Source organism: Microbacterium halimionae (genome assembly GCF_011761265.1).
Classification (GTDB): domain Bacteria; phylum Actinomycetota; class Actinomycetes; order Actinomycetales; family Microbacteriaceae; genus Microbacterium; species Microbacterium halimionae.
The window spans coordinates 70,896-96,720 of sequence record NZ_JAAOZB010000001.1; the positions used below are offsets into that span (position 1 = coordinate 70,896).

Here is a 25,825-nt window from a genome sequence, read left to right on the forward strand (position 1 = left end):
TGCACCGCGTGATCCCAGCATCCTCCTTTCCGCCGCGCAGTGTTTCTCCAAGAGCCGTCAAAAGTCCCATGAGGAACCCGCAGTGCTGTGCGAGATCGATAATGGAGGCATGACGCGTATCGGCACCAGCAACCTCGACGCTCTTCCTCTCTGCCTCGGCGGCAACGTTTTCGGATGGACAGCTGATCGCGAGACATCCCTCGCCGTGCTCGATGAATTTCACGCCGGAGGCGGCACTTTCATCGACACCGCAGACGGTTACAGTGCGTGGGCGCCGGGGCACGTGGGTGGCGAAAGTGAGACGATCATCGGCGAGTGGTTGCAGAGCCGCACACCGAGCGATGTCGTCATCGCGACAAAAGTCGGGACGCATCCGGAATTCAAGGGACTTTCATCTGCGAACGTCCGCGCCGCTGCAGAAGCCTCGCTGAAAAGGCTCGGTATCGACACCATCGATCTGTACTACGCCCATTTCGACGACCCGGAAGTGCCGATGGCTGAGATCGTCGAGGCATTCGGTGCGCTTGTCACCGACGGCCTTGTGCGCAACATCGCGATTTCGAACATGTCACCCGAGCGCATTCGCGAATGGATGAATATCGCTCAGTCAACGGGTGCGGCGCTTCCAGTAGCGATCCAGCCGCACTATAACCTGGTGCACCGAAACGACGTGGAAGAGTCGATCATTCCTCTTGCAGAGGAGTACGGCATGAGCCTCGTGCCCTACTACGGCCTCGCTTCGGGGTTTCTCACCGGTAAGTTCCGCGACGCGGAAACGGCGGAAGCAACCGCGCGCGGTCGATCGTCGGCGAAGTACATCACTCCGCAGGGCCTCAAGATCATCGACACTCTAGAGCGCATCGGCGCCTCCCACGGTGTCTCCGTCGCGACCATCGCACTCGCTTGGCTACGGTCGCAGCCGACGGTCGTTGCCCCGATCGCGAGCGCATCACGGCCCTCGCAGGTCGCTGACCTGTTGGCGAGTGCGACAGTAAAACTCAGCGCAGACGAAGTCAGCGACCTCGACGCAGTGTCGTCGTGGACGCCGACGGCATAGCAGCAGACAACGTTAGAATCGCGAGATGACAACTCCGGGTCGAGATCCCAAATCACCATCGCCCGCGCGCATCGGCATCTGGGTTGTCGTTGGGGCGGTAGGTATCTACATGGTTGCATCCGGCGTCATCGGCATTATCAGCGGAGGCAGCTGATAATGAGACTGCTCGTCGCCGCGATGGACGTCGAAATGGTCGCGTTCACCGAACCCATCGACGGCTTCGACACGCTCGTGACGGGGCTTGGCAAGCTACAAGCAGCGGTCGGTCTCACAAAGGCCCTCAGCGCGCAGACGTACGAAGAAATCGTGGTCGTCGGAACCGCAGGTGCGTTGGACCCTGAGCTTGAGGCATCCGTGTACGAAGTCGTTTCTGCGCTTCAGCACGACGTAGCCGACCTCGATGGTGTCGTCGGCCAACACGTCGCGCTGCCGGCCACGGTCGGTTCCTCACGTGATGGGCTCACCATAGCCACGGGAGACCGATTCATCGACGACGCGGATACCGTAACTCACATTCGCGCGCTCGGGGCAAGCCTGGTCGATATGGAGACCTACGCCTACATGTGGACAGCCGAAAGTTTCGGCGTTCCCATCCGCGTATTCAAGGCCGTCTCAGACCGAGCTCAAGACGGAGCCACCGAGCTGTGGGATGTGACAGTGACGCGCTGCAGCGGCTGGCTCCGCGAGCGTATCCGCGTTGAGTACGGCGTCTAGGCGGTCTTCGCCGACTTTTTTCCGGCTTTTTTCGCGGCTTTTTTACTGCGCGAGCTGAGATCGATGGCCGCAATGACGAGCGCAATGGCGATACACACCGCGACAGCGATCATGCCGTAACCGTAGGCGTCGTGGTACACAACGATGTCGGCGGCGGTGTCGGTTTCGCGATAGATCGTTGCGTAAAACAGTGCGAGCGCGATCGCGCTGCCGACCGCTGTACCGATGCGCTGCCCCAACTGGCCGACCGAACCCGCCAATCCACCCTGTTTGACGGGGATGTCGGCCAGAGTAAGCGTCTGGTTTGGCGATATAACGAGCCCGCCGCCCATACCGCCGAAGAAGAGTGCGACCGCCATCATGTAGGGCGTCACTTCAGGAGCGGAGAAAAGCGCTGTGACGACGAGTGCCGCGACGCACAACAGCACGATCGCGAGCCCCCAGACGACAACGATGCGGCCGTACCGGGTCACGAGAGTGCCACCCACCCACGAGGCAACGGCGCTTGTGAGCGCAAAGCCGATAGTGACCATGCCAGCAAATACCGGCTCGATGTTCAGCCCGCCCTGCAAAAACAGCGTCGTCAGCAGGAACATCGCCGGAAGTGCGGAGAAATAGATCGCCTGCAGCATCGTTCCGTTTCGATACGACGAAATCCGGAAGAGGCCGAACGGAATCAGCGGCACCCGCCCCTGTCCCGCGTACCGGCGTTCCCAGGCGTAGAAGGCGCCCGCGAAGAGTACGAAGATGACGAGGAACCACCAGCGGCTGGGATTGTCGCTCGGCGAACCCGTTGTGAAAAGGAACGGCAGCATGAGAGCTACGATCGTGACTCCGAAGAGCACAACGCCGACCGGGTCAAGCTCAAGTTTTCGTTGCGAGCGCCCGCGCGTTGCAGGGAGCAGCCAAATCGCGAGAGCGATGGCGATGAGGCCGAGTGGTAGGTTCATCCAGAAGATCCAACGCCATCCGTCGGTTGCGCCACCGATAGCGATGAGGAAGCCACCGATCGTCGGGCCGAAGGCTGTTGCGACGCCGATCGTTGCTCCGAACAGGCCGAAGGCCCGCGCACGCTCTTTACCCTGGAAGAGCTGCTGGATGAGCCCCAAAACCTGGGGCATTTGGGTTCCGGCCGCCATGCCCTGGATGAGTCGAGCAATCAGGAGGGTCGTGGTGTCGGGTGCCATGGCGCACGCGACGCTCGCGAGCGTGAACACGGTGAGCCCGATAATGAACAGGCCACGTCGTGAGCGTTGGTCGCCGATCCGTCCCATCGGCACGAGAAAGAGCCCGAAGGTAAGCACATAGCCAGAAACAATGAGCTGAAGTTCGGTCGACCCAGCGCCTAACGCTGACTCAATCGAAGGCAAAGCGACGTTGACCTTCGAAAGGTCAAGAATCGTGATGGCGGCAACCGTCACGCACACCGCGAATGCCCGCCACTTCTGCGGGTCCGTTAGCTGAATGTTCTGGGTCGCGGGGTGGGCGCCGTCCGGCTTTCTCGCCATGCGTTCAGGAGGCCGAGTCGCCGCGCGCGAAAGCCGCGCGCAGCAAGAAGAACACGATCACGGCGACGACCGCGACAACAAGAAGCTTGAAGATGACCGCCAACACCGAAAACAGGATGTTAACGAGAATCCAAGCGATAGCGATAGCGGCGATAACGCCGACGACAGTCCATACAGTGCCTTTATTCACTGTCCTACCCTACGACCGCGAGTGGCTTCCCTGCCGGACTACGCTTGGGCCTTGCGCACTCGCCGTGACTATGATCTGCGCGGGAAGCTGTTCTTTCATCACCTCAACGTGACTGATGACGCCGACGGTTCGTCCCCCGGCGCGCAGCTCATCGAGAGTGCGCATCGCTGTCTCCAGCGTCTCCGAGTCGAGCGAGCCGAACCCTTCGTCGATGAAAAGCGTGTCAAGACGGATGCCGCCCGCTTGAGCTGTGACCACTTCGGCGAGGCCAAGAGCTAGCGCCAACGAAGCAAGAAACGTCTCGCCGCCGGAGAGAGACTGGGGTGGTCGCGCCTGACCAGTGTGGGCGTCGAGGATTTCTAGCCCGAGGCCCGATGCCGCGTTTCTGCGCGCGAGAGCATCGGTGTGCTGCAACCGGTAGCGCCCCGACGACATCGCCTGGAGTCGAAGATTTGCCGCGATCACGATGTCCTCGAGTTGAGCGGCGAGCACAAACGTCTCCAGCGTCATTCGGAGTGCGTTGGGCGCGCGACCAGCGACCGTGTTCGCGAGGCGGGCAATCACCGCATGCGCGGCTTCTGCCTCGGCGCGCTCAGCATGCAGCGCCGCGGCACGGGTCACGAGCACGCTCAGACGACTCGAAATTTCAGCCGCCGTTGCTGCCGCGGCAACGGCGGCTGTCCACAGCGTGATGGCGGCCGCTTCTGCCGCTTCCGCCGCGGGCACGTCGATAGCGAGGCCTGTAGCTGTAGCGAGAACTTCGTCGAGCTCGACAAGACGCTCGGTTTCGCGGCGCAGTGCAGAGTCGTACTCGGCAATCATTGAAGCTAGCCGTTCACGTTCCGTCCGAGGCCGAAGCGCAGCACTCGCCGCATCTTCCGAAACGAATCCAGCTTCGGCAACAGCGCTGTCACGGTCGCTCACAGCAACACCAGCCGCGCGCTCTTGCTCAGCCAGAAAAGCCGCAGATTCCGCGATATCCTTCGCGCGTTGTCGGCGCAACACGAGGGCATCGAGGCGTTCAGCAACAGTTTCGTAGTGCCCTCGCGCAGCCTCGACAGTCGCTGACGCAGCGGCCAGACGATCAGCCGCACGAGCGATGTCGATTTCAACATTGGCTCGTTGTTCCTGCAGGTGGATGAGTTCGGTACTGACTTCCGAGACGTCAGCCTCGGCGCTTTCACGCTCACTATGCGCGCGTGCAAGCGCCGCCACCGCTTCCTCGACTCGTGCAAGCTCGGCCTCAGCCTCGTGGAGGGAGATGGCGAGGTCGTCGACGCCGACACCGCCCGCGCGCGCAGACGCACGTGCGTGCGCTTCACGGGCAGACTTCGCACTATCACCGGCGCGCTGCTCAGCCTGCTGCGTCGTCGCCCGCCGCTCTTCAGCTGTCGCCACCATGTCATCGGTCACGGCCTCGCCTGCCACGGTGTGTGCCGGGTCCGGGTGAACGAGAGAGCCGCAAACCGGACAGGGGTCATTTTCGCTCAGACTCTCAGCAAGCTCTCCGGCGGCCCCCAGTAAGCGTCGCTGCAACAGCTCACCAACTGCACGACTCGCCTCCTGAGCGAGAGTGTTCGCCGCGACATAACCCGCATCAGCGGCCTCGGCTGCTCTAAGAAGCTCCTGGGCTTCTTGCGCAGCCAAAAGCCGATCGCGAACGTCGCCATCAGCTGCCCGCGCGGAAGACTCGAGCGCTGCGACCTTCGCGAGCTCACCCGCGGTTTTCGTGGCCTCGGCGACGCGCAGATTGGCGCCATCCCGTCGCACGATTGCCTTCGCTTCTGCTGCCGCGACAGCGGTGTGCTGATTCTTAAGCGCGTCTTGCTCGGTGAGAATTGTCCGAATCTGCCGCTCGACGGCGCGCGCCTCTTGCGCGAGTGCGATGTCGCCCGTGAGCGCATCGACGATTTCACGGGCACCGCGTTCATCAACCGGGCGCTCACCGACATTCGACCACGCATCCGCGGCCGACCGAGCCGTTTCACGCGCGAGAGTCACCCGCTCATGCGCATCGCGCACCAGCGTGAGAAGAGAGCGCAACGGCTCGGCACGCAGAGCATCACCGAGTTCGGTGCGTGCCCGCTCAGTGGCCGACGAGCGGTCACCAAGGTCCGCCAATATGCGCTCAGCGCGCACGCGCCGTTCTTGCGCGTCACGCAGGGTGGTGTGGATCTCACGGTGACGACTTGTCGCGTCGCGTTCGCGCTCCGCCGTTTTTGCGTCGTCCGCGCGAGCTGCAGCTCTTTTTTTAGCCTCGACTGCGGCCTTCGCCGCTATCTCAACACGAGCCTTCGCACTCGACGCGTCCCCCGCGCCAAGGTCCGAGAGAAGCTCATGTTCTGCGATCAACGACTCAACGTCGATGAGAAGGTCTTCCAAACGTTCCCCACCGCGCTGCAGCAGTCGTTCTGCGTCTTTCCTGCGCTGCTCGAGGATGCGCTCATAGTCTTCATAACTCTTCGTTCCGAAAAGCGTTCGAAGCAATCGCTGACGCTCGTCATTTTTCGCAAGAAGAAACTGTGAAAAGCGGCCCTGCGCGAGAAGGATGACCTGCAGAAACTGCTGTTGCGAGAGTCCAAGGATTTCATCCAGCGCGAGCCCGACATCACGCGGACCCGCAGCACGACCGATCCACTCGCCGTCAACCAATTCATCAAGCTGCGCCTCGGCACCCACGCGCGTTGTGCCAAGACCGCGCTTCTTCGGCCGGTCAAATTCCGGCATCCGGCTCACTCGCCAGCGTGCCTCACCGATCGTCAACTCGAGAGTTGCACTAGTGGGATCGTCCGGAGAACAGTGGTCGCTCCGCACTCGCTTGTCGCCGCTTTCATAGCGCGGCACTCCGCCGTAAAGCGCGAAGCAAACCCCGTCGAGGATGCTTGATTTTCCCGCGCCTGTTCGGCCGGTAATCAAAAAAATACCGTCATCAGAGAACGAGTCAAAGTCAATATCTTGCCGCGAAAGAAACGGGCCGAAGCCTTCAAGTTCAAGCCGGTGCAGCTTCATTTACTCGCCTCTGCTGCTGCCTGCTCACCCAGCGTGTTGCGCAGGATTTCGGATTCAGCATCCGACGCGCCCTCACCCTCGCGAACGTGGGAAAGAAAAGCATCGACGAGTTCTAGGTCGCTCCGCGCGGCGCGGACGCGACCCGAGTACGTCAGTTCACTTTTCTCTCTGGTCACCGCTGGCACGTGCGCGACGCTGGCACACCACTGAAAGCGCGACTGTAGCCGACGCATCGTGTCTGGTTGCGGGGCGGCATCGGTGTATTCGGCCGCTACCCACGACTGCTCGTCGGTGTTGAAACGCGCGTCGCCGAGCAACTCATCGAGGGGCGCACGAAGCGTCGTCAATCGCCGCGGCACAGCCAGCGGGAGCCACTCGACGGACGTTTCGCCGGCGGCATCCATTTCTACCAACCACGACCCACGCGGTTTGTCTGCTTCGCCAAAGCTGTAGTGCAGCGGAGCACCCGAATACCGCACCCGCGGCGACAGCTGCTGCCGCCCGTGAATATGGCCCAAGGCCGCGTAGTCGACGCCGTCGAACACAGAAAGCGGCACGACATCGAGCCCGCCCTGTTGAATGTCTCGCTCGACTCCCACGGTCGCCTCGACACCCGCGGTGAAGCAGTGCGATATCGCGACGGAGCGCCCGCCGCGCTGAGCGAGATCGGCTCGAACGAGGTTCATTGCGTGCGTGAGTGCTTGTTCGTGTGTCCGCACCTCCACGTCTGGCCAGAGATGGCGCACCAGAGCGGGTTCCAGAAACGGGATGCAATAGAACTGCACCGGCCCGTCAGCATCCTCAATTGTGATGGGCGAATCCACGAATGCCGGATCGGTGCGAACAGCGATCTCTTGACGCAGGAGCCGTGCTTGAAATCCGAGCCGAGCGGCGGAATCGTGATTTCCGCTCGTCATGACAACGCGGGCGCCGGCATCTGTGAGCGCCGCGAGAGTTTCAGTGAGAAGCTCATAACAGGATGCCGCCGGAGCCGCCGAGTCGAAAACGTCACCGGCAACGATCACAACATCGACGTGGCGCTCGCGCACTTGGTCCACCATCTCGAACAGCACTGCGCGAAGTGCGGCAAGCGTCGAGTGCCCATGAAAGGTGCGCCCGATGTGCCAGTCGGAGGTGTGGAGAATGCGCATATTCCCACGCTATGCCGCGGCGCCGACATTGCTGGCCAGGCATGCCACAGCGCTTCAGCTCTGCCACACACCCGTAACAAACCGGGCGTAGCCTGCGTCCATGAGTTTGCCCGAAGTGTGCGCCGTCTACATGCTGCGCCCCGCCGCAGGTGGCGGCACCGAGGTACTGCTCGGCCATAAGCGCACGGGTCTCGCGCTCGGCCGCGTTGTCGGCATCGGGGGAAAGATCGAACGCGGCGAAACCGTAGTCGAGGGCGCTGTCCGCGAGGTGCAGGAAGAAACTGAGCTGTTGGTCGAGGCATCCGACCTCGTGGCGGTTGGAGTGCTCGACTATCTCTTTCCGTCACAACCGACGTGGTCGCAGCGCTCGCATGTTTTCACATGCACGGTGTGGGACGGCGAACCGGTTGAGACCGAAGAAATTGTCCCGAGATGGTATTCGATCGACAACGTGCCGTTCGATCGCATGTGGGACGACGCCTGGCGCTGGTTGCCCGGAATATTGCGTGGCGAATCAGGACTCGACGCAATCTTCACGTTCGGCGATGACCTCGCCACAGTGGTCAACGAGGCGCCTCGCGCCGTGGCGTAAGCCGCGCTAGATCTTTACGCGTTGAGCGAGTTCTACGAGGAGCTCCTCAGTGAACGCCGTCCCGCTTTGTTCGAATCGCTGGCGGAGCACACCTTGGATTCGCTCGAGACTCTTGTCACCGACATCGGCGCGAGTCTGATCCACGATTCCGTCGATTCTCTCTTCGTCGGTCGATGTGTGCATGTCCATCGCTGGCTCGTTCTGCACGTTCCGCGGATCGACGGCCGGTTCGTTGTTATCGCTCATCGTGGGTTCCTGTCGTTTCTTCGCGCCAGAACGAGCTAGCGCACTGCGTTGTTATAAGCATGGCGCGTTTACAGCGCCCACCGGCCGCCCTTGACTGAGAAAGTTACCGAGGCTAGGAACGCTCAGCGGCTTCGCGTGGCGCAAGCACGCCTGCTCGCTCAGGGTGGGCGTCAAACCATTCGGCGACATACCAGCACACCGGGCTCACAGCACGAACTCCGGATGCCTCAACGTCAGTGACCGCGCGCTCGACTATGTCAGCCGCGTAGCCCTGACCCCGGAATGTCGGGATTGTGTAGGCCCGCGTCATAGCCAGGGTGTGCCCGTCGTCGCGGTAATCAAGCACGCTCACAAGGTCGTCGCCGCGGCGGAGCGTGTAGCGGGACTCATCGGGTTCATTCGTGAAAGTCATCGTCGTCACCCCGACAGGGTACGCCTGCCAGCTCACTGCTCGGGTCAATCACTCGGGAAGTGAGCAGGATGCGTGGTTTCACACCGACTGTGCACAGAAAACTGATTGATTTGACTCATACCGACACGATCGGTCATAATCGCGACATGACTGACTTCGCTCGTTCCCTGTCCGCCCTGGAGGCGAACGGAACAACCGGCATGATGATGCCGGTACGCGCTGTCATGTGTTGTCGAATGTGCCGCTGATTCGGTAATCCCCGATGGGCACACGCGCTTCTTCTGAACGAAGTGCTAAGCCCCCGAGCACCGAGAGCCATTTGGTTAACGGAGCTTGCACCCGGTCCCCACCCAAGACCGCGAACGATGACACACACTTGAACCTGTTACTGGCAGCATCGCCCAGGTTCCTTTCCGCAAGGACACGCACTCTCATGTCGAATACCGCCCTCCTCGAGCGCCCCACTACTCCTCCCCGCCCGAACCTTCGCGTCGTGACAGATTCTGATGTTGCCCCCGTGGCTCAGTCTCCGGCAGCGCCCTCCCGCGGCTTGCCCGCAGGCACCGCACCCCGCGGCTTCGCCCTCTACGTGGGCTTCGACGAGGTCAAGGCTGCGGCATCCGGGGTATCGCTCGGAACACTCGTAGAAGCTCTTCGCCGCACCCTCGGCGAACTTGCCCCCGACGCCGAAACCTACGCGACCGTAGCCCTTGCACCGGCGTCTGCCGGTGGGCGGAATGTTGATGTCGTTCGGCTGGCACTTCACGAACCCGCGGCGACCGCCCGCGCGAAAGAAGTGCCGGAAGAAATCGAAGACGATGCAACGACCGGTGTTGTCGTTGACATCTCGCGTAAGCGCGTGCTGATCGATGGAAGCTCCGCAGCATTCACCTTCAAAGAGTTCGAGTTGCTGCAGTACCTCGTGCTGCGCGAAGGCAGCACGATCGAACGCACCGAGTTGGTGTCGTCGCTGTGGAGCCAGGGCGATCTGGACGCGCCAGGCGAACGCACCATCGATGTGCATGTGCGACGGCTGCGCGCAAAACTCGGCCGTTACGAAGACATCGTGCGCACGGTTCGCGGCGTTGGCTACCGCTTCGACCGCCACGCCGACGTCGTCATTCGCTACGGCCACGGCACGCCGTCGCCCGACCGTTTCTAGAACTCCGGCACCTCTACAGTGCTGAGATCCTCGTGCGATGTCAGCAGGGCATCGTAGGGTGAGCGCATGAACCGCGACGCGCGGCCCCAGCATGGCGTGCCACTCGAGACCGAGTACCGTCCGCGGCATGCGCTCGACTTCCGCCGCACTGTGTTGTTTCTGCGCCGCGGCCACAACGACCCCACTATGACGGTGGATGGCCCTGTCGTCTGGCGCGCGAGCCGCACACCTTATGGGCTCGCAACGCTTGCGCTGCGCCAGTCCAGCGCCGGTGGAGTGAGGGCCGCAGCCTGGGGTGCGGGATCGGAATGGGCGCTCACGCAGCTACCGGCGCTCTGCGGTGCCGACGACGATGTCGACGAATTTGATGCCTCGCTGCATCCGCTCATCGCTCACGCCCACCATCAGAATCCGGGGCTCCGCCTCGCGCGCACTGACATCGTGTTCGACGCGCTCGCGTGCGCCATCTTCGAGCAGAAGGTCACCGCAATGCAAGCTTTTGGCGCGTGGCGCCGCATCGTCACCTGGTTCGGTGAGCGCGCACCCGGCCCAACTCCGCACCCGATGTTCGCTCCCCCAACGATCGAGGGTTGGCGCCATATCCCCTCGTGGGCCTGGCATCGGGCGGGCCTTGAGCCGCCCCAGTCACGCACCGTCGTAGAAGCGGCTCGCCGCGGCGATTCACTCGCGCGGGCATCCGCCGCTGTGCACACCGGGTCAGAGCGCGACCGCGTGCTCACGAGCGTTCGCGGAGTAGGCCTGTGGACTGCAGCGGAAACCCGCATTCGCTCGCTCGGCGATGCCGACGCCGTCAGTGTGGGCGACTACCACCTCGCGCACGAGGTCGGCAACGCGCTCACCGGTAGCCGCACTGATGACGACGGGATGCTCGAACTCCTTGCCCCATGGACAGGCCACCGTCAGCGGGTCATTCGCCTCATCGGGGCAAGCGGAATGCGCGAGCAGCGGCGCGGCCCAAAGCTACACCCGGAAGACCACCGCGCCAGATGAACGCGACCGCGTACGCTGTGACCATGGCAGCTTCAAAAACCGGTTGGCCCCGCGGCCGCTCAATGTGGATCCTCGGAACAGTCGTTCTGATCGTGGGTGGTGCGCTCATCGGCCTCGCGCTCGGAAACCTGTGGATCGGGCTTGTTTTGGGAGCTGTACTTTCGATCGGCTGGCTCATCGCCTACGAATCATGGCGTGGGCAGAACGTCGGTATTTACGACCGCGACGACAACGGCGCGCAGCTCTAACCACGGTTTCTCACCGCACAGGCTCTTGTGCGCCCGCGCTCTCAAGAGCACACTGTTTCCGTTGCGACAGCGACGACACACACATTGAGACGACGGGAACATCGATGCTCCTAAATCCGTACATCAACTTTCGCGATCAAGCGCGTGCAGCAATGGAGTTCTACCGCACTGTCTTTGGCGGGGAGCTCACCATCACGACCTTCGCCGATTTCAATTTCGCGCAAACCCCCGAAGACGAAAACCTGGTCATGCACGCACAGTTGACCACCGACGACGGTTTCACTCTCATGGCTTCCGACACACCGAGCCACATGGTGGCTGCAACTCCCGCCGGATTTGCCGTCTCGGTAAGCGCAGATGACGAAACAAAGCTCGAACACATCTGGAACGGACTAACTGCCGGCGGCACCATCGACGAGCCTTTCGAGACGCCTCCCTGGGGCGGCAGGTTTGGAATGCTCACCGATAAATTCGGAATCGAATGGATGCTCAGCGCCAACGCATCATCGGATGGTTCCTGATTCACATCTCTTCGTGAGTGTTGGGGTCGCCGCCCCACATGCGTCCACGCTCAAGGGCCGAGATGACGGCTACCTCGTCGTCGGTGAGCCTGAACCCGAAAATGTCGGCATTCTCGCGCTGACGCGATGGCGTCGCTGATTTCGGAATCGGTGTCGAGCCCAATTGCACATGCCAGCGCAGGACGACCTGCGTCGGTGTCACGCCGTGGGCTGCCGCCGCGTCAACGATGGGCTGCTCGCCGAGGAGTTCTCCACGCGTTGCGAGTGGGCTCCAGCTTTCGGTGCGGATGCCGTGCGCCCGGTGGTACGCGCGCAACTCGCCCTGCGGAAAGTAGGGGTGCAGCTCAACTTGGTTGACAGCCGGAGTAACGCCGGTCTCGTCGTCCAACCGATCGAGCATCTCGCTCGTGAAGTTTGACACTCCGATGCTTCGCACCCAGCCGCGACTTTGGGCTTCGATGAGGGCGCGCCAAGTGTCGACGTACTTGTCGACGCTCGGGTTGGGCCAGTGAATGAGGTGTAGGTCGATGGTCTCAATGCCCAGTCGCTCACGTGATCCATCGATGCTCGCGAGAGCCTCGTCGAAGCCGTGATCGCGTCCGGGGATCTTCGTCGCGATGAGAAGCTCCGACCGATCGACGCTGCTTCGGCGAACAGCCTCGCCCACTTCGCGTTCGTTCTTGTAGTTCACAGCGGTATCCAGAAGCCGATATCCCGCCTCGGTCGCCGAGACGATGGCGTCCACACCCTCCTCGCCGGTGAGCTTGTAGGTACCAAAGCCGATCTCAGGGAAAGAGAAGCCGTCGTTCAAAGTGAGAGTGGGAATCGTAGGCATGCCTTCATCCCATCACCTTTGGGGTCGTCGTGATCTGTCTCTACCGATAGCGTGGCTCACGTGACAGAATTCTCTCCGGCAGTGGCTGCCGCGCTCGACATACATGGCCTTTTCAAGAAATTTGGCGACAAGGTTGCGGTCGCCGGGATTGATCTCACCGTTCCCGTGGGTTCTTTTTACGGACTTGTCGGACCGAACGGTGCTGGCAAGACCACAACGCTCTCGATGGCAACGGGCCTACTGCGTCCCGACTCGGGCTCAGCAGTCATTCACGGTGTCGACGTGTGGGCCGACCCGGTTTCGGCGAAGGCAATGGTCGGAAACCTCGCCGATGGCGTGCGCCTGTTCGACAGATTGACCGGCGAGCAACTCATCACCTACACCGGGATGATGTTCGGGCTGAGCCGCGACGATATCGCGGCGCGCACGGCTGACCTCTTGCAGTTGATGGATCTGACCGCGGCTGCAGGGACTCCCGTAGTCGACTACTCGGCGGGCATGACGAAAAAGATCGCTTTGGCCTGCGCACTGATTCACGCACCACGCCTTCTGGTGCTCGACGAGCCGTTCGAGTCTGTCGACCCGGTCTCGGCGGCGAACATTGAAGATGTGCTCCGCAGTTATGCAACGACCGGCGGCACCGTCATCGTCTCAAGCCACTCAATGGATCTCGTACAGCGCATGTGCGACCACGTCGCCGTCATTGCCAACGGAACCGTACTCGCCGCGGGAACTGTCGACGACGTGCGCGGCGCTGGTTCACTGCAGGACCGCTTTATTGAGCTCGTCGGCGGTCGTCACCACTCTGAGGGGCCGTCATGGTTGCGACAGTCCTAAAGCTCCGTTACCGCATTCTCGGCAATACTCTCGCGTCGAGTCCCTGGCAGCTCATCGGCTTTATCGTCGGCTCGCTGTGGGCACTTTTCATTCTGCTGGGAGTGACCGCGGGTCTCATTGCGCTCAGTTTCACAAGCCTGGATGCCGTGCGCTCAGTGATCACCGCGGGCGGCGCGGTGCTGACACTCGGGTGGATTCTGGGCCCGATTTTTGTTTCCGGTCTCGATACGACTGTCGATGCTGGCCGACTCGCGCCGTTCCCGATCAGCACAAGACAGCTCATGGTGGCTCTGACCGCAGCAGGATTTGCGGGTGTTCCCGGAATCGCAACCACTCTCGGCGCCCTCGCAACCTTCGCCGCATGGTGGCGGTTTCCCGCTGCCGCTCTCGCGGCGATCGTGTGCGTTCCCCTCGGCGTGTTGGTCTGCGTCGTGGCGTCTCGCACTATGGGTGCGTTGGCCGCGGGGTCTGGCGGCAGTCGCCGAACGAAAGAACTCATCAGCATCGGCGCGTTTTTGCTGCTTGCGCTCGCGGGTCCGATTTTGGTCGGCATCCTTAATCTCGCTGATGCGGCCACTTCGACATCTTCCGGCGGGTTTGATCTCATCGCGCCAGTCATTTCTGGAATCTCCTGGACACCGATCGGTGCCGCGTGGGCGGTGCCCGGCGACCTGGCGGCCGGCGCGCTTTTGCCCGCACTCGTAAAGTTCGCCATTGCGCTCGCAAGCGTCGGCCTGCTCTGGTGGCTTTGGCAGCGAAGCCTCGCGGCATCCCTCGTTTCCCCACCGCGCTCCGCGACGAAAAAGTTGGCCATCGGATCCCTCGGGTGGTTCGGGCGATTCCCGAGTGGCGGTGCCGGCGCAACACTCGCGCGCAGCATCACGTCATGGACCCGCGACCCGCGCTACCTCAGGCAGCTTCTTGTCGTGCCGCTGATACCAGCACTGTTGCTCTTCTACTCATATGGCGACCTATCGAGCCCGTTCCTGACGTTTTCGGCCGTGCTTGTGGCCTTTCTCCTCGGATCGATCCCCTACACCGATGTCTCTTACGACGGCACAGCGTTTGCCGCCGTCTTGGCCGCCGGCGTCCGCGGGCGCGACGATCGTGCCGGCCGGATGCTGGGGGCAGCGTTCGTCGGAGTGCCGGCGATCATCGTGATCGCTGTCGCCACGATTGCGCTCAGCGGCAACTGGGCTCTTCTGCCGGCAATACTCGGCGCCAGCCTCGGCGCGCTGCTCACGGGGTATGGCATGTGTGCGGTCAGCTCCGCGATCCTTGTCGTCCCGGTCGCAGCTCCCGGCGACAACCCGTTCAAGAGAGTCCCGGGGCAGACGTTTCTGCAGGGCCTCGCCTACGTGGGTTTTTGGGCAGCATCCGGGGTCTTGTCGCTTCCCGCGTTTGCTCTCGCGGTCGCGGCCGCTGTCACCGGCAACGCACTGTTCGGTTGGGTAGCGCTCGGTGTCGGTGTCGTACTCGGCAGCGTTCTTTTTTGGATAGGTGTCGTCGTCGGCGGGCATGTCTATGACCGCAACGCTCCGAAGCTCCTCGAACGGTTGCACACCTTCAAGGGAATGTAACCGCGCGATATGTCGTTGTCGGCACGTATGACAACAGTAGGAATTATCGGAGCAGGAAACATCGGCGGCACTCTGGCGCAGGGACTCGTCGACCGCGGCTACGACGTCGTGATTGCGAACTCTCGCGGCCCCGAAACACTCAGTGAGCTCGTGGCGAAGCTCGGCTCGCACGCGCGTGCCGCGACCGCACAAGAAGCAGCAGAAGCTGCCGAATGGGCCATCGTCACGGTGCCGCTTAAAGCTCTCGAAGATGTACCTGTTGACGCTCTCGCGGGCAAGATCGTCGTCGACACGAACAACTACTACTGGGAGCGGGATGGCCGCATTGCCGAGCTCGAAGAGGGCCGGACGACCACCTCTGAGATGGTGCAGCGACACCTTGCCCAGTCGAAAGTTGTGAAGGGGTTCAACCACATCGCGGCGGGCACTATCCTCACCGATGGAACCCCCGCTGGCACCCCGGGGCGCCGGGCTCTCGTCGCCTCAAGCAACGACCCTGATGCCGTTGCTTTCATGACCGGCCTGTACGACCAGTTCGGGTTCGAGACGGTCGATGTTAGCCCGCTCTCCGAAAGCTGGCGCGCTGAGCGTGATCGCCCCGCGTACGTTATCCCCCAGAACGCCGAAGAGCTGAAGGCGAACCTCGCCCGCGCCGAGCGTTGAGCCTTACGGAACGAGCATCTCGAGAACCGCGATCACACCGTGGTCGCGGTTCGACGGCGCCCGGTAGCGTGCACGTTCGACGATGAGCGGATGCGCGTTGGCCATCGCAAATGAGTGGTCAGCGGCATCCATCATTTCAAGATCGTTGAGGTAGTCGCCGAACACCACGGTCTGCGCTGGTGTCACCCCGAGAACCTCTTGCAAGCGGCGGAGGGCATCGCCCTTGTTCACTCCCGCGTTCATGACATCAACCCAGTGCTCGCCTGAGACAACGACCTGGTGAGTGGCACGTAGGTGCTCAAGAGCCGGCGCCGTGGTCTCTTCGGCGTGGCCGAAGTCGAAGACCGCGATCTTCAACACGTCGTCGTGAACGTCGACGAGGTCTGGCACGACCTCGAGCCGTGCGTAATACTTTGACGCCTCAGACCGGAACGCCTCGTCGTCGCGTTCAATGTAGGCCGACTCCTTACCGCAGACCACGACGCCGATGTCATGCGGAGAATCGCGGAGGTGTCGCACGAGATCGTCCACGAAGGCGCGATCCATCGGTGCGCTGCTCACTTCATCTTCACCCCGAAGCACGAATGTGCCGTTCTCGGCGATGAAGACCATGCCGTCGCTGTGGCCTTCGAACTCGCGGCGAAGCGTGGCGTATTGCCGGCCACTCGCCGGAGCGAAAGCGATACCGCGATCGGCGAGCCTCGACAGCATCGGCCAGAGGCCCGGCGGCACGACACCGTTTTCGTCGAGAAGTGTGCCGTCCATATCGACGGCAACGAGCCGAATGTCGGGGGTTCGGGCGGCGAGCGCTTGAGCATCAGCGAGATAAGTCATCCCGTCTATTCTCTCGCCCTTCTCTCCTCTCACTGCCCCTCCGCCGAAACGCTGCTGTTCGGGGGTGACACGCCGGGTGCACCTCACTGTGAACGGAGCGTCGGGCGGGCGCAGCAGCGTTTTGGAGAATGACGGATGCTGGGGGCGACAGGTTTCGGGATAACCCGAAGCGGGGTTTCGGGATGCCTCGGCTGCCTGTCCGAGCGCGCGCCCCTAGCGTGGAGTCATGACCACAGAAACCCTCGCGGCGCCGCCACCGCCCGTTGCCCCCGCCCCTTCAGCACAGCAGCTGAACACTCCTGCCCGTGTGCTCGGAGCTATCGCTCAGCTGGCAGCGCTCGGCATCCTGGGTTCCGTCGCCTTCGGGGCTCTGGCCACCCTCCTGACACTCGGGTTGAGCCTGTTGCCAATACTCGGAATCGGTCTACTTTTCCTTCTCGGTTTTGTCTACGCACTCTTCGCCCTCGGCTGGCTCGAAACCGCACGGGTCAGCGGACTTTACTCGCTCGGCATCCCTCCGCTTTCTCGTCGGCGCCGCCAGAAGCCTGGTTTCAGCGGCTTCCTCCGGATGGTGTGGCACCAGTTCATTGACGTGGCGATGTGGCGAGCGGTCGCAAGCTTTGCAATTTCAGCGATCCTCGGCTTCGTCGTCTTGGCTCTCCTCAGCAGTGTCGGACACTCGACTGCCCTCGCGTTCGCTCCGCTCTACCGTGGCTCCGGCACGAGCTCCGACCTCTGGGGCAGCACTCTTACGATCGCGACCGAGTGGGCGCCGTTGGTGGGCATACTGATGGCGCTTGCGGCGCTTGCCGGCGTTATCGGCATCGCCATATTGCACGGCGTCATCGCGCGCGCTGTCGTGGTGCCGTCACTTGAAGCGCATTTTGCCGAGCAAGCTCGGACCTCGAGTGAGCAGCGAGCGGGCGCCATCCGTGCGTCAGAAGTCGAGCGCACGCGCATCGAGCGCGACCTGCACGACGGCGTTCAGCCACGGCTCGTTTCGATCGGCATGACCCTTGGCATGGCACAGCAAAAAATCGACGACGATCCCGAGGCCGCAAAAGCGCTCGTGAGCGAGGCCCACACCTCGACAAAGGCCGCGATTACCGACCTTCGACAGCTGGCTCGCGGCATCCACGCGTCTGTTCTTGATGACCGCGGCCTCGACGCTGCGCTCTCGGCCCTGGCTGGGCGATCGCATATCCCAGTGCACCTTGATGTGCGTCTCGACGGGCGCTGCAGCAAAAATGCCGAGGCCGCCGTGTACTTCGTCGTGGCCGAAACCCTCACCAATGCCGCGAAGCACTCGCGTGCAAGCGAAGCGCGAGTGGTAGTGCGCTTGCGTGACGCCGACGATATTGACGGCGCAGCTGGTCAAATGCTGTGGGCCCGCGTCGAAGACAACGGCATCGGTGGTGCACGCGTAGTGCCGGGAGGCGGCCTCGACGGAATCACAAACCGCGTGCTTGCCGCTGGCGGTACAGCCCGACTTGAGAGTCCGATCGGCGGACCAACGTCACTGGAGGTGAATGTGCCATGCGCATCTTGATCTGTGAAGACTCAGTGCTCCTCCGCGAGGGACTGGTGCGCCTGCTCGAAGATGCGGGTCACGACGTTGTAGCGGCCCTTCCCGATGCGACAGAACTCGATGTCGCAGTCACCGAGTCGACCCCTGACCTCTGCATCTTGGATGTGCGGCTTCCTCCGACATTCACCGATGAGGGCATTGGGGCAGCCGTCAGGATCCGCGCGGCGCGGCCTGCACTTCCGGTGCTTGTGCTGTCGCAATATGTCGAAGAGCGCTATGCGAGCGAACTCATCACGGGCTCGGGTGGAGCAATTGGATACCTCCTGAAAGACCGCGTCGCCGACGTCACAGAGTTTCTCGATTCGGTCGCTCGCATCGGTTCTGGCGCGACAGTGCTCGACCCCGAGGTCGTCGCACAACTGCTGTCGCGGCGCACGCGAGACGACAGGATACAGCGCCTCACCGACCGCGAACGCTCGGTGCTCGCCCTTATCGCTGAGGGGCGGTCGAATCACGCGATCGCTGCGGCACTTTTCGTCTCGGAAGCAAGCGTTGAGAAGTACATCACCGCAATCTTCCAAAAGCTCGGCCTCGAGCCAGACGAGTCCGGAAATCGGCGCGTGCTCGCAGCACTCGCGCACCTTGAACACGGCAACAACACACCCCAGACAGGAACTGTGAAATGAGTACCCCCACCACCACGTCAACGACCGGCAAAGCGGTCGCCATCGTGACGATCGTCTTCGGAGCACTGGTCATCGTTGCAACGGTTGTCAGCGCCGGGTTCTCGACGATCTTTTCCCCCGCTGCCGCATCGAATGCGACCTCGTCGCAGTCGATCGCAACCTCGGGCGTAACTGAGCTTGTCGCTGAGGCATCCGCGACAGAACTCACAGTGCGCTTCGCCGATGTGCGTGAAGCAACCCTCGACACCGAGGGTTCGGGTGCGGCGGGCTGGACCTTCGAACGCAACGGCAGCTCGTTGAAAGTTGAGTCACCCTCGCGCAGCGGAGTGTCGCTCTGGTTCTCCAGCGGAATCGGGAGCGCCACTCTCACGCTGCCGGAGAACATTTCGGGGCTCGACACCACCCTCACGTTGAACGCGGGAAGCCTGAACGCCGACGGTGATTTCGGAGACCTCGACCTGACGATGAACGCGGGATCGCTGACGGTGGCGGGTTCGGCCGAAACCGTCACAGCGGTTGTCAACGCCGGGAGCGCTGAGGTGAATGTGGCTGCGGCATCCGCTATTGATCTTTCGGTCAACGCTGGCGAGTTCGATGCTGAGTTCAGCGGTTCGGCTCCCGAAGATGTCACGCTCGCTGTGAGTGCCGGAAGCCTCACAGTCGGCCTCCCCGATGGCTCCTATGCGGTCAGCACTGACGTGTCGTTGGGTTCGCTCACCAACGAGCTCACGACAAGCCCGACGTCACGCAACCTGGTGTCGGTGACTCTTGAAGCCGGCAGCGTCGCGCTTCACCCGACAGACTGAGAGCCGGTTTTAATCCACTTCCCGGGACGCTGCTTCTCCGTACCGACACGCTGGGCTCTTACACCAGAGCCCAGCGTGTTCTGTGCTGAGAGCAGCGTTTCGGCAGGTGGTGTGGGTCGGGTCAGTGGTGTGGTGTGGGTCGGGTCAGTGGTGTGGTGCGGGTCAGTGGTGTGGGTCGGGTCGGTGGTGTGGGTCGGGTCGGTTGTGTGGGGCGGTGGGTGGTGTGGGTCGGGTAGAGAGGTCGAACGCCATCCGGTTCGCGCGGGGCTCCGAAGCACCAGAGAGCAACACCGGATGCCGTGATGCACACACGGGCAACAGCACAAGAAAGCAGCCACATGCAGGAGTCCTCCACGAAGCTTCGCGTTGAGGTAGACGCGCACCAAAACGTGACCGACCTTTTGGTTCAGCGCGCAGCCGATGCGCCCGAGCACGCAGCATTCGACGTGCCAGCAAGCAGTTCGGGCCTCTGGACTCAGGTGACGACCGCGCAGTTTCTCGCCGACGTCAGGGCGCTCGCGAAGGGACTCATCGCGAGCGGCATCGGTGCTGGCGAAGCTGTCGCCATCATGGCGCCATCCCGCTACGAGTGGGCAGTCGCCGACCTCGCGATTTGGTTTGCGGGCGGCGTCGTCGTTCCGATCTACGACACATCGTCGCAGGTACAGGTCTCGGCCATCGTCGCCGATGCCGACGTGCGACTTGCGGTTGCGGGGTCTCCCGGCCAGGCCGAGACGCTGCGCTCAGCCTTCGATGAAACTGGTGCCGGCACGCTCGGCATCTGGGCGATGGATGCCGCAGCCACAGGCAGCGAAACCGGCACTCTCGCGAAGCTCACAGCTCGCGGCAACCACATCAGCGACGCCGACCTCGAGCACCGTCGGCAATCTGCTGGCCTCGATGACACGGCTACGATCGTCTACACCTCCGGCACGACAGGCGAGCCGAAGGGCGCGGTTCTCACTCACCGCAACTTTCTCGGGCAGGTACTGAACATTGCCGCGGCCTACCGCGAAGTCGTGCACTCCGGGGGAAATACGATCATCTTCCTTCCGCTCGCTCATGTGCTGGCCCGGGGCCTGCAGCTGATCTGTCTGGCGAGTGGGATGCGCATCGCGCACATCTCGGATCCGAAAGCTGTCATCACGAACCTGTCGGTGCTGCGCCCTACTTTCTTGGTGGCCGTGCCCCGCGTGCTGCAAAAGATCCGCGCCGCGGCGTCAGCGAAAGCCGCGGGCGCTGGCCTCACTCGGGTGTGGGATGCGGCATCCGCTACTGCCGTCGAGTGGGGCAGCTACAGCGAACAGCACGAGAATGCTGATGCCGCGGGTGCGTCGGTCAGCCTGCGGCTTCGCCGCACCTTCTACAACGCCCTCTTCTTCACGCGCCTGCGCGCAGTCATGGGAGGGCGTGTCGACTACATACTCTCGGGCGGTGCCGCGCTCGAAGCCGAACTTTCGCTGTTCTTTCGAGGGATCGGCGTGCCCGTTATCGAGGGGTACGGCCTCACCGAGACCACGGCGCCACTCGCTGGCAACCTACCCGGGAATATCCGTTCGGGCACAGTCGGGCTGCCGCTCCCGGGCTCTACGATTCGCATCAGCGATGAGGGCGAAATTCTCGCGCGAGGTATCGGCGTCTTCGCTGGCTACCGGAACCCCCGCCACAACGATGATGCTTTTGTCGATGGATTTTTTCGCACCGGAGACCTCGGCGCTCTCGACGCGGACGGCCGTTTGATTCTTCGAGGTCGAGTGAAAGACGTCATCGTGACCTCTGGGGGCAAGACCATAGTGCCGATGCCGTGGGAAACGTCCGTCGAAAAAAGCCCGCTCGTCTCGCACGCGGTCATGGTCGGCGAGGGCAGATCTTTTCTGTCGGCGCTCATCATTCTCGACCCGGACGAAACCCGAGATTGGGCGCTCGCAGCCGGCTTCGCAATCGATGAGCCGCAGGGCGCTGATCTGGCCAGAGTGGTCGATGCGCGCCTTCGTGCCCACATTCAAGAAGTCGTAAACAGCGCAAACGTGCGCGTTGCGCGCAGCGAGCAGGTGCGCAAATTCACGCTGATCTCCACCGACCTCGGCGACAGTTCGCTCATCACCCCGACCCTCAAAATCAAGCGTCAAGTCATCCTCGAGCGCGGTGCTGACGCTGTCGAAGACCTTTACCGTTAATCCCAGAAAGTTTTGCCCATGGATAAGCAAAAACTCGTTTCCCTCGCCACCGTCATCGTGGCGGTCGTGATCGGAGCGCTTGTCGCATTCGCCGGCAGCCAGGGCGGTGCGACCGTCGCCGGTATCCCGCTGTTTGCCCTGGCCGTAGCTGCGGCGTTCCTCATCCAGGTGCTGGTCTATGTGCCCTCAGCTGCGCTCAAAACAGAGCGCTTTTTCGACCTCACTGGCAGCCTCACGTTCATCATCGTCTCGATTGGCATCGTGCTGATGGCACCGAGTGTTGACCTGCGCGGCGTCGTCCTCGCCCTGATGGTTGTAATCTGGGCGATTCGCCTCGGAAGCTTCCTATTTGTGCGCATCCATAAGTCCGGATCCGACGATCGATTCGACGAACTGAAGACCTCAAAAATCCGCTTCTTGCAGGTGTGGGTGCTTCAGGGGTTATGGGTAAGCCTCACCGCCGCTGCTGCGTGGATCGCGATGAGCAATGGCAGCAGTGGAGCGCCGATCGGTTGGGTTGGGGCTGTCGGTATCGCCATCTGGGCGCTCGGGCTGGCTATTGAGATCATCGCCGATGCGCAAAAGACGGCGTTCAAAGCCGACCCTGACAACGAAGGCTCGTTTATTCGTTCCGGACTATGGTCACGCTCACGGCATCCGAACTACTTCGGAGAGATCGTGCTGTGGGTCGGCGTCGCGATCGTTGCGGCCCCCGTGCTGAGCGGCTGGCAGTGGGTCGCGTTGATCTCACCGATCTTCGTCGTTCTTCTCCTCACGAAGGTGAGTGGTGTGCCGCTTCTTGAGGCCAAAGCCGACAAGCGGTGGGGCGGACAGCGTGCGTACGAGAACTACAAGAGCCGTACCCCCGTGCTGATCCCTCGGCTTTGGGCCTAGCCGGCATCCGCTGTTCTTTTTCTTCTTCTCCTCGCCGAAACGCTGCTCTTTCGCCCGACACACCGCGCCTTTCAGCGAGTCTGCGGGGTGTCGAGCGCCATGAGCAGCGTTTCGGCAAAAGAAGACAGGAGAAGACAGAAGAAAAGGAACAGCAGACAACAGGGCAGGATGCCTCGGCTAGGCGAGCAGAGTCTCTCCGATGTAGCCGCCCTTGGCGCAGCCGGGCGGAATGGCGAAGACCGCTGATCCGATCGGAGTTGTCCACTCGTTCAGCAGGTCGAGGTCAGACAGCCGCTGCTGAATCGGCGCGAATTGGCGGTCAACGTCGGCTTGGAATGCCACGAAGACCAGCCCAGAGTTCGACACTGTGGCATCGTCTGGGCGTTCGTCGTAGTTGTATCCACGCCGAAAGATGCGCTCAGCCTCGTTGTCACTGCGTGCTCGCCGCATGTGCGAGAACTCCGGAATCACCGGGAATCCGATCGATGTCTTCGCATCGAAGTCGGGCTCGTCATGCTCGGCGCTTCCGGTGAGCGGTGCGCCGTTCGACATATATCTGCCGACCGACTGTTCGCGACCGGTGCGGTCGAGTTTGTCCCACTTGTCGAGGTTCATTTGCGTGCGACGGATGACGGCGCTGGTACCTCCCGCAAGCCACCCTTCTTGGTTCCACACGACCCGATCAAACTCCGATGTACCCGGGCTCGGGTTGGCCGTGCCGTCGACCTGGCCGAACAGGTTCCGCATCGTCGTGCCTGGTGCCACCGAACCATATGCGCGGCGAAACCCACGCTGGGTCCAGCGCACAGTGGCAAAGCTTCGGGTGTCTTTCAACAGCATTCGGGTTGCGTGCGCGACGGTAAGCGCGTCATCCGATGCGATCTGCAGCAACAGATCACCATCGCCGTATTCGGGCTGCAATTGGTCGATGCTGAAGGACGGCAACGGCTTCAACCACGACGGCGCTGTGCCCTGTGCGCGAGAAACGAACTCTGGCCCGAACCCGAACGTCACGGTGAGGCGCGCAGGCGCAACAGCGAGTTCAGGCTCTGAGTCCGCGAGCGCCGATTCGCCCGCGGTGAGACGTGCCGCGTCATCGGTAAGCACGCGCATCATTCGGCGGAGCGCATCCCGATCGGTAGTCGCGAGCAGGTCGAGTCCGATGAACGCCGCGTGCGACTGGGCATCGGTGTCAATGCCGGCCTGGTGCGCGGAGTAGAACGGTACGACCTCTTCGCCATTGAGCGGAGCGGATGCCGCGGCATCCGATGGCTGCGGGGAGTTCAGTGCGTAATCGACGCCAATAGCTGCGGCCGCGCCGACGCCGGCGACAGCACCTCCGAAGAGGAACTGCCGCCGGGTTGCGCCGGCGCGACGCTTGGCGCCCTTGTCGGGCGCTGCCATTAGTTACCCATGTCCATGTCGGAGTCGGTACCCATGTCCATGTCGGAGTCTTCATAGTTCTCGTTGGCGCCGGAGTAGTCCTTCACGGGGGCCGTGAATTCGTAGGTCGAGTCATCCGAGAACGTCACCGTGAAGCTCACGTCGTCGCCCGCGACGAGCGGGTCGGTGAGATCCATGAGCATGAAGTGGTTCCCGCCTGGCTCGAGCGTGAAGGTACCGCCAGCGGGGATGACGAAACCGCCATCTTTTTCTTGCATAACCATGTCGCCCGAGTCGTTTTCGACAGTTTCGTGGAGCTGCAAGCTCGTGGAAGCGTCGGAGCTAATCGAAACGATCGTGGCGTCGGCGGTTCCTTCGTTGGTGAGTTCTCCGAATGCTGCCGACATTCCAGAATCGGCGGCCTTGACCCAGGCGTCCGAAATGGCGACGACGTCTCCAGCCGGAGCGGCTGACTCAGCAGTTGCAGTATCGCCGGTTGACGCGCAACCGGTGAGTGCGAGAGCTGCGGCCGCGAGCAAGAGTCCGAGGCGGGTAGCGGTGGTGGTGCGAGTGATCACAGATGTGCCTTTCAAAGTTTGTCCGACGGAGCAGCTGGCTCATCGTCGGTGCCGCCGGCGCGAGCGCGGCGGCGGAAGAAAAGGATGACGGCAAAGATCGCGACCGCTGCGGCCGCGCCGATGACGCCGATAACGATGGGGCGGAAGGCCCCGTCGTCTTCTGAAGTGACCTGAATGTTTGTTGTGGCCGCGGGAGTTGGCGTTTCCGAAGGGCTCGCCGAGGCGCGCACAAGCGGCGCGGCATCACCGATCGTGAACGGAATAACTCCCGAAATTGGGTGGCCGTCTGACGAGACGACCCGCCAACGCACTTCGTAACCGGCATCCGGCATGTCAGCTTGCAGACCGACGATGACGCTCTCACCCGAAATTTCGGGTTCACTCGCCACCCAGTCAGTGTCGTTTTCGTCTGCAACGATCACGACCGCACCCATTTCGAGCACGTCGGCCGAGAAGGTCAGCGTGATCTCGGTGGGCGCGGCATCCAACTGAGCATGGTACGCCGGACTGCTTTCTAACAATTCATCGTGAGCGGATGCCGGAACCGCTGTGGCGAGAATCACCACAGCACCTACCAACATGCCGGCCGCGAGGGTACGAATTTTGCGCATGACAAACCTCTCTTCGCGCCCGGACGACCGAGCGCTCACAACACGGATTCAGATCACGTGTGCAAGAGGAGGCCCGCGCCTGCGGACAGCAGCGAGATGAACGCGTTGAAACAGAACCGGTACTGTCGAGGCCGCACGTTGGCGGACAGTGGCGGGAGGCGCGAGGGGCGCGAGAACAACGACGACTCGCCGCTGCACCCACAGTACGATGTCGACCGCAAGGGCGCGCATCTGAGCAAACGTACGTTCGCCGCGGTAGAGAGCTGCGGTCGTGACGATGGCAGCGATCGCGTGCCAAACCCACATGGTGGAGTCACCGTGAACCATCGTGATCACGTCGCTGGTGCTCACCGTCACGACGGCTGCGGGCGCGCCCATGTCGTGGTTGTGGTGCGCGGTAGAGACCCCTGGCGCGAAGAGCCCAAGCACGAACAAGGTGTGGAAGAACAGTTGGCTGAGCGCGACTGCGACGCTCATGCGCACAAGCGAAAGCGCGCGACCGGCAAGAAATGTGCAGACGACGAACGAAAGCAGCCCCGGTACGGCGATTCCAGCCCATCCGGGCATAGTCCCGCCTCCTGCGATGTGCGAA

The 25,825-nt window shown here is 62.4% G+C and carries 28 protein-coding genes; 16 read left to right on the top strand and 12 right to left on the bottom strand.

Annotated elements, in window-relative coordinates:
* Positions 1 to 109 precede the first annotated feature (109 nt).
* From FHS06_RS00345 to FHS06_RS00350, 3 genes are read left to right on the top strand one after another with little or no spacing between them, the layout of a single operon-like run.
* Positions 110 to 1,057, top strand: coding sequence for an aldo/keto reductase (locus FHS06_RS00345; RefSeq protein ID WP_167043930.1), 948 nt, complete (start codon positions 110 to 112; stop codon positions 1,055 to 1,057).
* A gap of 25 nt (positions 1,058 to 1,082) precedes the next feature.
* On the top strand, positions 1,083 to 1,211 hold the full coding sequence (locus tag FHS06_RS14085) for a hypothetical protein (protein ID WP_259392797.1): 129 nt from the start codon (positions 1,083 to 1,085) through the stop codon (positions 1,209 to 1,211).
* A gap of 2 nt (positions 1,212 to 1,213) precedes the next feature.
* Complete coding sequence (locus FHS06_RS00350; RefSeq protein ID WP_167043933.1) at positions 1,214 to 1,771, top strand: phosphorylase family protein; 558 nt, start codon at positions 1,214 to 1,216, stop codon at positions 1,769 to 1,771.
* On the opposite strand, the gene FHS06_RS00355 is transcribed toward FHS06_RS00350, so the two are convergent.
* The 4 genes from FHS06_RS00355 to FHS06_RS00370 are packed head-to-tail and all read right to left on the bottom strand — an operon-like array spanning position 1,768 to position 7,629.
* Entirely contained in the window at positions 1,768 to 3,279 is a 1,512-nt protein-coding gene (locus tag FHS06_RS00355; protein WP_182486470.1) for an MFS transporter, read from the bottom strand. The two genes, FHS06_RS00350 and FHS06_RS00355, sit on opposite strands and share 4 nt — an antisense overlap.
* A gap of 4 nt (positions 3,280 to 3,283) precedes the next feature.
* Positions 3,284 to 3,469, bottom strand: coding sequence for a hypothetical protein (locus FHS06_RS00360; RefSeq protein WP_167043936.1), 186 nt, complete (start codon positions 3,467 to 3,469; stop codon positions 3,284 to 3,286).
* Between the two features lie 9 nt (positions 3,470 to 3,478).
* Complete coding sequence (locus FHS06_RS00365; protein WP_167043939.1) at positions 3,479 to 6,478, bottom strand: AAA family ATPase; 3,000 nt, start codon at positions 6,476 to 6,478, stop codon at positions 3,479 to 3,481.
* A complete protein-coding gene (locus tag FHS06_RS00370; RefSeq protein WP_167043942.1) occupies positions 6,475 to 7,629 on the bottom strand; it encodes an exonuclease SbcCD subunit D in 1,155 nt (384 codons plus the stop codon). The genes FHS06_RS00365 and FHS06_RS00370 overlap by 4 nt, the downstream gene beginning before the upstream one ends.
* A gap of 100 nt (positions 7,630 to 7,729) precedes the next feature.
* Between FHS06_RS00370 and FHS06_RS00375 the strand changes: the two genes are divergently transcribed.
* Positions 7,730 to 8,221: an 8-oxo-dGTP diphosphatase gene (locus FHS06_RS00375; protein ID WP_167043945.1), complete on the top strand. Its 492-nt coding sequence runs from the start codon at positions 7,730 to 7,732 to the stop codon at positions 8,219 to 8,221.
* A gap of 6 nt (positions 8,222 to 8,227) precedes the next feature.
* Here the strand turns inward: FHS06_RS00375 and FHS06_RS00380 are convergent, their stop codons facing one another.
* Positions 8,228 to 8,467, bottom strand: a complete 240-nt coding sequence (locus FHS06_RS00380; protein ID WP_167043949.1) for a hypothetical protein — start codon at positions 8,465 to 8,467, stop codon at positions 8,228 to 8,230.
* Between the two features lie 112 nt (positions 8,468 to 8,579).
* Positions 8,580 to 8,879 (bottom strand): GNAT family N-acetyltransferase, encoded by a 300-nt coding sequence (locus FHS06_RS00385; protein ID WP_167047671.1) that lies wholly within the window; start codon positions 8,877 to 8,879, stop codon positions 8,580 to 8,582.
* Between the two features lie 433 nt (positions 8,880 to 9,312).
* Between FHS06_RS00385 and FHS06_RS00390 the strand changes: the two genes are divergently transcribed.
* The 4 genes from FHS06_RS00390 to FHS06_RS00405 all read left to right on the top strand — a co-directional run bounded on the left by FHS06_RS00390 (position 9,313) and on the right by FHS06_RS00405 (position 11,821).
* On the top strand, positions 9,313 to 10,041 hold the full coding sequence (locus FHS06_RS00390) for a winged helix-turn-helix domain-containing protein (protein ID WP_167043952.1): 729 nt from the start codon (positions 9,313 to 9,315) through the stop codon (positions 10,039 to 10,041).
* Between the two features lie 66 nt (positions 10,042 to 10,107).
* Positions 10,108 to 11,052 (top strand): DNA-3-methyladenine glycosylase family protein, encoded by a 945-nt coding sequence (locus FHS06_RS00395; protein ID WP_182486469.1) that lies wholly within the window; start codon positions 10,108 to 10,110, stop codon positions 11,050 to 11,052.
* A gap of 23 nt (positions 11,053 to 11,075) precedes the next feature.
* Positions 11,076 to 11,300, top strand: coding sequence for a hypothetical protein (locus FHS06_RS00400; protein WP_165141352.1), 225 nt, complete (start codon positions 11,076 to 11,078; stop codon positions 11,298 to 11,300).
* Positions 11,301 to 11,404: 104 nt separating this feature from the next.
* Positions 11,405 to 11,821 (top strand): VOC family protein, encoded by a 417-nt coding sequence (locus FHS06_RS00405; RefSeq protein WP_167043955.1) that lies wholly within the window; start codon positions 11,405 to 11,407, stop codon positions 11,819 to 11,821.
* Between the two features lies 1 nt (position 11,822).
* Here the strand turns inward: FHS06_RS00405 and FHS06_RS00410 are convergent, their stop codons facing one another.
* The gene (locus FHS06_RS00410) at positions 11,823 to 12,656 is read right to left on the bottom strand and encodes an aldo/keto reductase (RefSeq protein WP_167043958.1); all 834 of its coding nucleotides are present in this window, start codon (positions 12,654 to 12,656) and stop codon (positions 11,823 to 11,825) included.
* Positions 12,657 to 12,716: 60 nt separating this feature from the next.
* Here FHS06_RS00410 and FHS06_RS00415 point away from each other — a divergent pair, with 60 nt between their 5' ends.
* The 3 genes from FHS06_RS00415 to FHS06_RS00425 are packed head-to-tail and all read left to right on the top strand — an operon-like array spanning position 12,717 to position 15,736.
* Complete coding sequence (locus tag FHS06_RS00415) at positions 12,717 to 13,493, top strand: ABC transporter ATP-binding protein (protein WP_182486468.1); 777 nt, start codon at positions 12,717 to 12,719, stop codon at positions 13,491 to 13,493.
* A complete protein-coding gene (locus tag FHS06_RS00420; protein WP_167043961.1) occupies positions 13,475 to 15,073 on the top strand; it encodes a hypothetical protein in 1,599 nt (532 codons plus the stop codon). Before FHS06_RS00415 ends, FHS06_RS00420 begins: the two co-directional genes overlap by 19 nt.
* A gap of 27 nt (positions 15,074 to 15,100) precedes the next feature.
* The gene (locus tag FHS06_RS00425; protein WP_167043965.1) at positions 15,101 to 15,736 is read left to right on the top strand and encodes an NADPH-dependent F420 reductase; all 636 of its coding nucleotides are present in this window, start codon (positions 15,101 to 15,103) and stop codon (positions 15,734 to 15,736) included.
* A 3-nt stretch (positions 15,737 to 15,739) separates the two neighbouring features.
* On the opposite strand, the gene FHS06_RS00430 is transcribed toward FHS06_RS00425, so the two are convergent.
* Positions 15,740 to 16,570, bottom strand: coding sequence for a Cof-type HAD-IIB family hydrolase (locus tag FHS06_RS00430; protein WP_167043968.1), 831 nt, complete (start codon positions 16,568 to 16,570; stop codon positions 15,740 to 15,742).
* A gap of 226 nt (positions 16,571 to 16,796) precedes the next feature.
* Between FHS06_RS00430 and FHS06_RS00435 the strand changes: the two genes are divergently transcribed.
* The 5 genes from FHS06_RS00435 to FHS06_RS00455 all read left to right on the top strand — a co-directional run bounded on the left by FHS06_RS00435 (position 16,797) and on the right by FHS06_RS00455 (position 22,661).
* Positions 16,797 to 18,119 (top strand): sensor histidine kinase, encoded by a 1,323-nt coding sequence (locus FHS06_RS00435; protein ID WP_167043970.1) that lies wholly within the window; start codon positions 16,797 to 16,799, stop codon positions 18,117 to 18,119.
* The gene (locus tag FHS06_RS00440) at positions 18,107 to 18,784 is read left to right on the top strand and encodes a response regulator (protein ID WP_167043973.1); all 678 of its coding nucleotides are present in this window, start codon (positions 18,107 to 18,109) and stop codon (positions 18,782 to 18,784) included. Before FHS06_RS00435 ends, FHS06_RS00440 begins: the two co-directional genes overlap by 13 nt.
* Positions 18,781 to 19,590, top strand: a complete 810-nt coding sequence (locus FHS06_RS00445) for a DUF4097 family beta strand repeat-containing protein (protein ID WP_167043976.1) — start codon at positions 18,781 to 18,783, stop codon at positions 19,588 to 19,590. The genes FHS06_RS00440 and FHS06_RS00445 overlap by 4 nt, the downstream gene beginning before the upstream one ends.
* Positions 19,591 to 19,928: 338 nt before the next feature.
* Positions 19,929 to 21,767 (top strand): AMP-dependent synthetase/ligase, encoded by a 1,839-nt coding sequence (locus FHS06_RS00450; RefSeq protein WP_167043978.1) that lies wholly within the window; start codon positions 19,929 to 19,931, stop codon positions 21,765 to 21,767.
* A gap of 18 nt (positions 21,768 to 21,785) precedes the next feature.
* Positions 21,786 to 22,661 carry a DUF1295 domain-containing protein gene (locus tag FHS06_RS00455; protein ID WP_167043981.1) on the top strand — a complete coding sequence of 292 codons (876 nt, stop codon included), beginning with the start codon at positions 21,786 to 21,788 and terminating at the stop codon, positions 22,659 to 22,661.
* 177 nt (positions 22,662 to 22,838) lie between these two features.
* Here the strand turns inward: FHS06_RS00455 and FHS06_RS00460 are convergent, their stop codons facing one another.
* The 4 genes from FHS06_RS00460 to FHS06_RS00475 are packed head-to-tail and all read right to left on the bottom strand — an operon-like array spanning position 22,839 to position 25,800.
* Positions 22,839 to 24,065, bottom strand: coding sequence for a Dyp-type peroxidase (locus FHS06_RS00460; protein WP_167043984.1), 1,227 nt, complete (start codon positions 24,063 to 24,065; stop codon positions 22,839 to 22,841).
* Positions 24,065 to 24,622 (bottom strand): copper chaperone PCu(A)C, encoded by a 558-nt coding sequence (locus tag FHS06_RS00465; protein WP_167043987.1) that lies wholly within the window; start codon positions 24,620 to 24,622, stop codon positions 24,065 to 24,067. Before FHS06_RS00465 ends, FHS06_RS00460 begins: the two co-directional genes overlap by 1 nt.
* A gap of 11 nt (positions 24,623 to 24,633) precedes the next feature.
* Complete coding sequence (locus FHS06_RS00470) at positions 24,634 to 25,233, bottom strand: copper resistance CopC family protein (protein WP_243845228.1); 600 nt, start codon at positions 25,231 to 25,233, stop codon at positions 24,634 to 24,636.
* Between the two features lie 48 nt (positions 25,234 to 25,281).
* A complete protein-coding gene (locus tag FHS06_RS00475; protein ID WP_182486467.1) occupies positions 25,282 to 25,800 on the bottom strand; it encodes a hypothetical protein in 519 nt (172 codons plus the stop codon).
* Positions 25,801 to 25,825: the final 25 nt, after the last annotated feature.